Here is a 6,070-nt window from a genome sequence, read left to right as displayed (position 1 = left end):
TTAAGCGGGTGCTTAACTCTTTTTCTTCATCTCACCATGCGGGTAGTAGGTGCCTTCCGGCATATCATTTATAAAGACATGGATAGCTTCTTTAGGCGCTTTGGCAACACGGGAAACAACCTCGGTTACCTCACGGGCAAGTTCAATTTTTTGTTCTTCTGTGCGGCCTTCAAATAAATCAATTTTAACAAATGGCATAAGTTTTCTCCTTTATTTAAGATACAAAGGGCGTTAAGAAATCCGTATAAAAATAGGAAACGGACGCTGTGTCGCTAAGACACAAGGACGTTTATCTTTTTTACTAGGATTTTAGCCCGTGTTCAATTACTAAGATACAAAGGGCGTAAAGAAATCCGTATAAAAATAGGAAACGGACGCTGTGTTCAGTTAAGAATGGATACCTTTATTTTAACATAATTTTAAGAAATGGGCTGCCCCTAATTCTCTTTTTATTTGTGAAAACTCAGTGCGCCTTTTTTGCTTTTATGGTAAAATAGATGAGATATTAGTATGAGATGAGGTTGAAAATCTTGGCGCAGTTGTATTATAAATACGGGACCATGAATTCAGGAAAAACGATTGAAATTTTGAAAGTTGCTCATAATTATGAAGAGCAGGGTAAGCCCGTTGTTATAATGACCAGCAGTCTTGATACGCGCGATGAATTCGGTGTTGTCTCAAGCAGAATCGGCATGCGGCGCAAAGCAATTCCGATAACAGAGGACATGGATATTTTTGCCTATATTGACAGTCTGAAAGACAACCCCTACTGTATTTTGATCGATGAATGCCAGTTTTTAAGCAAAAAAAATGTCTATGATTTGGCTAAAATTGTTGATGAACTGGGCGTCCCGGTAATGGCTTTCGGTCTGAAGAATGATTTTCAGAATCATTTGTTTGAAGGCTCGCGCGAACTGCTGCTGATGGCAGATAAGATAGAAGAAATTAAGACAATCTGTCAGTTTTGTTCCAAAAAAGCTACAATGGTGCTGAGAACTCAGGACGGTAAGCCTGTTTATGAGGGTGAACAGATTCAGATTGGCGGCAACGAAACCTATATTCCTGTTTGCAGAAAGCATTATTTTCACCCGGTTACAGGTGATGGCTGCTAAAGCAGCTCAGCACCTGACGCCATTCCCTATGGGGCAATGCCTAAACCGTGCATTAGGCTGAAGCGAAACAAAAATTATCACTTGTCTCTTTTCAGCCGTCCACCCGGTTACAGGTGATGGCTGCTGAAGCAGCTCAGCACTTGATCATTTCTTGTCTTATGGAATACTGATGTGATAAACGATTATTTATGATGTTGAAAAGGAGAACTGTTTAAGAAGATGAATATTTACGACCAACTGCAGGCTGTTGAAGATCGTTACGAAGAGCTGGGGGAATTGCTGAGTGACCCGGATGTTGTCAGTGATACCAAGCGTTTTATGGAACTCTCCCGAGAAGAGGCATCTACTCGGGAAACTGTAGCGGTTTATCGTGAATACAAGCAAATTATTCAAAATATTGCTGATGCAGAAGAGATGATTAAAGATGCAGGCGGCGATCCTGAGCTTGAAGAAATGGCTAAAGAGGAGCTGAAAGAGTCCAAGGCCGCTAAGGAAGACTATGAAGAAAAACTCAAAATCCTCCTTTTGCCCAAAGATCCTAATGATGATAAAAATATTATTTTGGAAATCCGCGGGGCTGCAGGCGGTGATGAAGCTGCGCTTTTTGCCGGTGACCTGCTGAATATGTATCAGAAATATGCAGAAAGTCAGGGCTGGAAGTTTGAGGTCATGGAGGCTTCAATGAATGGTGTCGGCGGAATCAAAGAAGTCGTTGCCATGGTGTCCGGACAGTCTGTGTATTCTAAATTAAAATATGAATCCGGCGCTCACCGGGTTCAGCGGGTTCCTGTTACAGAAAGTCAAGGGCGTGTACACACTTCAACAGCAACAGTTCTTGTTATGCCTGAAGTGGAAGAAGTGGAATATGAAATTGACCCCAAAGATCTGCGTGTGGACATCTACCATGCTTCCGGTGCCGGCGGTCAGAATGTCAATAAGGTGGCAACAGCCGTTCGGATTATCCACCTGCCGACCAATATTAAGGTTGAAATGCAGGAGGAGCGGACCCAGCAAAAAAACCGTGACAAGGCCATGAAAATTATCCGTGCCCGCGTGGCAGACCATTTTGCTCAGATTGCTCAGGATGAGCAAGATGCCGAACGTAAATCTACAGTCGGTACAGGAGACCGCTCTGAGCGCATCAGGACCTATAATTTCCCGCAAAATCGTGTAACCGACCATCGAATCGGTCTGACCCTGCAAAAGTTAGATACCATTTTAGCCGGGAAATTAGATGAAGTAATTGATGCCTTGGTCCTTTATGACCAAACACAAAAACTGGAAGAGCTGGGCAACTAATGAACTACGCTCAGGCTTTTGCTCAGTATGAAGCGGACTTAATAGCTGTCGGTGAGGAAAAAGAAGCTCTGGCCTATGTTTTTAACGATTGGAAGCATTGGAGCAAACTGGATTTTATCCTCCATCAGTCTCAGGAAATACCAGACGCTGATCTCAGACAATTAGAGAGAATTGCAGAGCTTTTAAAGCAGCACCTACCTGCTCAGTACATCACTAAAAAAGCCTACTTTGCGGATTTGACACTGACTGTTGATGAACGTGTGCTCATCCCACGTCCTGAAACCGAGGAGCTGGTTAATGTGATTTTGAATGAAAATCAAGATAAACCGATATCTGTTTTGGATATTGGGACAGGCAGCGGGGCTATTGCTATTGCACTTGCCAAAGCCAGAGAAAACTGGCGGGTGAGTGCCGCTGATATTTCCGAAGAAGCTTTGATGCTGGCTCGGAATAATGCCAAAATCAATCAGACAAAAGTAAATTTTCTGCATTCAGATGTTTTTAGTCAGATTTCAGATAAATACGATATGATTGTGTCCAATCCGCCTTACATAGCATTTGAAGATAAGGATGAAGTTGGACAAAATGTCCTGCTGCACGAGCCGCACTTAGCACTGTTTGCTGACAATGATGGCTTAGCTGTTTATCAAAAGATTGCTGAAAGTGCCGGAAAACACTTGAAAACGAGAGGCAAGATTTATTTGGAAATCGGCTATAAACAAGGGCAGTCTGTCTCTAGGATCTTTCAGGCGCATTTTCCTGATAAGCGTGTCCGGCTGTTACAAGATGTGTTTGGCAGGGATAGAATGGTTGTGATTGATGATGGATAAGATTGAGCAAGCTCTTCTGGATGGACAGGCAGTTATCCTGCCAACAGAAACGGTTTACGGTCTGTTTGCCAGAGCTCTGGATCCCAAGGCCGTTGCAAATGTTTATGCTCTTAAAAAGCGCCCGCCGGAAAAGGCTATGAATCTGAATGTCTCATCTTTAGAGGAGATTCTGGCCTTTTCCAAGGAGCCTCCTGCGTATCTGAAAGAGCTCTATGAGGCCTTTTTGCCGGGACCTCTGACAATTATTCTAAAGGCTAATGAAAAAGTACCTGTTTGGGTCAATTCAGGTCTTCCAACAGTTGGCTTCAGAGTTCCCAGCCATCCTTTAACGCTGGCCTATATTAAGAAAACAGGTCCCTTGATTGGTCCTTCTGCCAATCTGTCCGGTCGAAATAGCGGTTCAGTTTACAAGGAGATTCAATCAACTTTTTCAAATCAGCTGTTAGGTGTTCAGGATGACAAGGCTATTGGAAAAGTCGATTCGACGATTTTAGATATTTCAGGTCCGACCGCTAAAATTTTACGTCAAGGAAATATCACACAGGCCGATATTGAGGCCCGTGTAAATGCTATTCAATTTTAAGGAGAAAAAATGATTTTTGATAACGACAATTATGAAGCGTATGATGCAGAAGTATGGGAAGCCATTCATGCAGAAGAAAAGCGACAGCAAAATAATATTGAACTGATTGCTTCTGAAAATGTGGTTTCCAAGGCTGTCATGAAAGCACAGGGCTCCATTTTAACGAATAAATATGCGGAAGGCTATCCGGGCCGCCGCTATTATGGCGGGACAGAATATGTTGATGTAGCTGAGGGTTTGGCTATTGAGCGGGCTAAAAAATTATTTGGTGCTCAATTTGCCAATGTTCAGCCGCATTCCGGCAGTCAGGCCAATGCTGCAGCCTATATGGCTCTTATTAAACCCGGTGATACTGTCATGGGGCTTGACTTAGCAGCCGGCGGACACTTGACACACGGATCCCCTGTCAGCTTTTCCGGTCAAACCTATAATTTTGTCGCTTACAATGTTGACCCTGAAACAGAAGTGTTGGATTATGACCAAATTTTAGAGCAGGCCAAAGAAGTTCAGCCCAAACTGATTGTTGCGGGGGCGTCTGCTTATTCACGTGTTATTGATTTTGCTAAATTCCGCGAGATTGCGGATCAAGTCGGAGCCAAACTCATGGTTGATATGGCACATATTGCGGGTCTGGTCGCAGCAGGTCTGCATCCCAGCCCTGTACCTTATGCCCATGTGACAACAACGACTACTCACAAGACGCTTCGCGGACCGCGCGGCGGCCTTGTTTTGACTAATGACGAGGATCTGGCTAAAAAGATCAATTCTGCTATTTTCCCTGGTTTGCAGGGAGGTCCTTTAGAGCATATCGTTGCTGCCAAGGCCATCACTTTCAAGGAAAATATGGATCCAGCCTTTAAAGTTTATGCGCAAAATATTTTGGAGAACTGCCAGGCTATGGTTGAAGTTTTCAATGCGCATGATAAGTTCCGTGTTATTTCAGGAGCCAGTGAAAATCATCTCTTCCTTGTTGATGTCACACAGGTCGTTGAAAACGGCAAAGTGGCGCAGAATATTTTGGACGATGTTCACATCACCTTAAATAAAAACTCTATTCCATTTGAAAAACTGTCGCCTTTTAAAACGTCAGGTATCCGTATCGGAACAGCAGCGGTAACAGCGCGCGGCTTTGGTCCTAAAGAATGCCGCAAGGTTGCAGAGCTTATTGTCAAGACCCTTGAAAATACCGATAACGAAACTGTCTTGGAAGAAGTCCGCCGGGAAGTGAAAGTGCTGACTGATGCCTTCCCGCTGTATGAGAGTCTGGCATGATGGATTTGTATCTAAAGAAGATAGCCATTCACCAATTCACGCCGGATGATCCAGAGCTTGTTTTTGCGGATAAACTTTTGACCATCACACCTAACTTAGATGAGTATTTTCGAAAGAAATTAAGCAGGGTCTTTTCAGATGAAGCTAAGCGGGGAAAATTTGACGCTGACAATGTTTTTCTCAGCTATCTGGGTGATGATTTTTTAGAGAGCTCAAAGAAAATAGCACAGCTGTGGAAAGAAGAATTTGTCATCAGTGACAATCAAAAAACCAATGATTTGATTTTTATACAGTTTGACAAAGAAGGAAGGGAGCATTTTGCCTTCTTGCGCGTCGCCTTAAAAGAAAGCCTGACGCATATTACAGATGGCAGCGACAGCCCTATCCGCTTAACGCAAAACAATCTGCCGGGCGCTGCTCAAGCGCCTGATGAAGCTCTTATCATCAATCAGCAAAACAAACAGTACTACCTCATTGAAAAGCGCATCAAGCACAACGGCTCCTTTGCCAATTATTTTTCTGAAAACCTGCTTCAGGTTGAGCCTGAACAGTCGGTTAAAAAATCCATCAAAATGATGGAAAAGACAGCACAAAAGGTAGCTGATGATTTCAATCAGGATGATTTTGCTTTTCAATCGAAAATGAAATCAGCTATCTATAAAAACTTAGAAGAAGATCAGGAGCTGTCGCCGGAAAAATTAGCTGATCAGCTCTTTGACAGTAATCTGACAGCCCGGCTCACCTTTGTTGATGAACTGAAAGACACGATTCCCCAGCCCATTAAAGTGGCTGATATTGACCATTCCCGCCAGATAAAAAAATTAGAAAGTCAAAAGCTGTCGCTCTCAAACGGGATTGAGCTTTTGGTGCCTAACAGTGTCTATCAGGATGCCGAAGCGGTTGAATTTATTCAAAATCAAAACGGAACCTATTCTATTTTGATCAAAAATATTGAAGATATACAAAGTAAGTAA

At 43.1% G+C, this 6,070-nt stretch carries 7 protein-coding genes; 6 read left to right on the top strand and 1 reads right to left on the bottom strand.

The window, feature by feature from the left end:
- Positions 1-12 precede the first annotated feature (12 nt).
- Entirely contained in the window at positions 13-198 is a 186-nt protein-coding gene (locus AC4HAF_RS04115) for a 4-oxalocrotonate tautomerase (protein WP_027976047.1), read from the bottom strand.
- A gap of 332 nt (positions 199-530) precedes the next feature.
- Between AC4HAF_RS04115 and AC4HAF_RS04110 the strand changes: the two genes are divergently transcribed.
- The 6 genes from AC4HAF_RS04110 to AC4HAF_RS04085 all read left to right on the top strand — a co-directional run bounded on the left by AC4HAF_RS04110 (position 531) and on the right by AC4HAF_RS04085 (position 6,070).
- Positions 531-1,112, top strand: coding sequence for a thymidine kinase (locus AC4HAF_RS04110; RefSeq protein WP_491096785.1), 582 nt, complete (start codon positions 531-533; stop codon positions 1,110-1,112).
- Positions 1,113-1,331: 219 nt separating this feature from the next.
- A complete protein-coding gene (prfA, locus tag AC4HAF_RS04105; RefSeq protein WP_491090404.1) occupies positions 1,332-2,411 on the top strand; it encodes a peptide chain release factor 1 in 1,080 nt (359 codons plus the stop codon).
- Positions 2,411-3,241: a peptide chain release factor N(5)-glutamine methyltransferase gene (gene prmC, locus AC4HAF_RS04100; RefSeq protein WP_491096780.1), complete on the top strand. Its 831-nt coding sequence runs from the start codon at positions 2,411-2,413 to the stop codon at positions 3,239-3,241. The genes prfA and prmC overlap by 1 nt, the downstream gene beginning before the upstream one ends.
- On the top strand, positions 3,234-3,824 hold the full coding sequence (locus AC4HAF_RS04095) for an L-threonylcarbamoyladenylate synthase (RefSeq protein WP_491096784.1): 591 nt from the start codon (positions 3,234-3,236) through the stop codon (positions 3,822-3,824). Before prmC ends, AC4HAF_RS04095 begins: the two co-directional genes overlap by 8 nt.
- Before the next feature lie 9 nt (positions 3,825-3,833).
- Entirely contained in the window at positions 3,834-5,096 is a 1,263-nt protein-coding gene (gene glyA / locus AC4HAF_RS04090) for a serine hydroxymethyltransferase (protein ID WP_491096779.1), read from the top strand.
- A complete protein-coding gene (locus AC4HAF_RS04085; RefSeq protein WP_491096778.1) occupies positions 5,093-6,070 on the top strand; it encodes a nucleoid-associated protein in 978 nt (325 codons plus the stop codon). The genes glyA and AC4HAF_RS04085 overlap by 4 nt, the downstream gene beginning before the upstream one ends.

The organism is Streptococcus sp. ELY_90 (genome assembly GCF_058314475.1).
The sequence above is the reverse complement of the archived record's forward strand: the minus strand, read 5'-3'. Positions and strand labels throughout refer to the sequence as shown.

Coding starts and splice junctions, on each gene's coding strand:
- prmC (WP_491096780.1), top strand. CDS start 2,411: ATGAACTACGCTCAGGCTTTTGCTCAGTATGAAGCGGACTTAATAGCT.
- glyA (WP_491096779.1), top strand. CDS start 3,834: ATGATTTTTGATAACGACAATTATGAAGCGTATGATGCAGAAGTATGG.
- prfA (WP_491090404.1), top strand. CDS start 1,332: ATGAATATTTACGACCAACTGCAGGCTGTTGAAGATCGTTACGAAGAG.
- AC4HAF_RS04085 (WP_491096778.1), top strand. CDS start 5,093: ATGATGGATTTGTATCTAAAGAAGATAGCCATTCACCAATTCACGCCG.
- AC4HAF_RS04095 (WP_491096784.1), top strand. CDS start 3,234: ATGGATAAGATTGAGCAAGCTCTTCTGGATGGACAGGCAGTTATCCTG.
- AC4HAF_RS04115 (WP_027976047.1), bottom strand. CDS start 198: ATGCCATTTGTTAAAATTGATTTATTTGAAGGCCGCACAGAAGAACAA.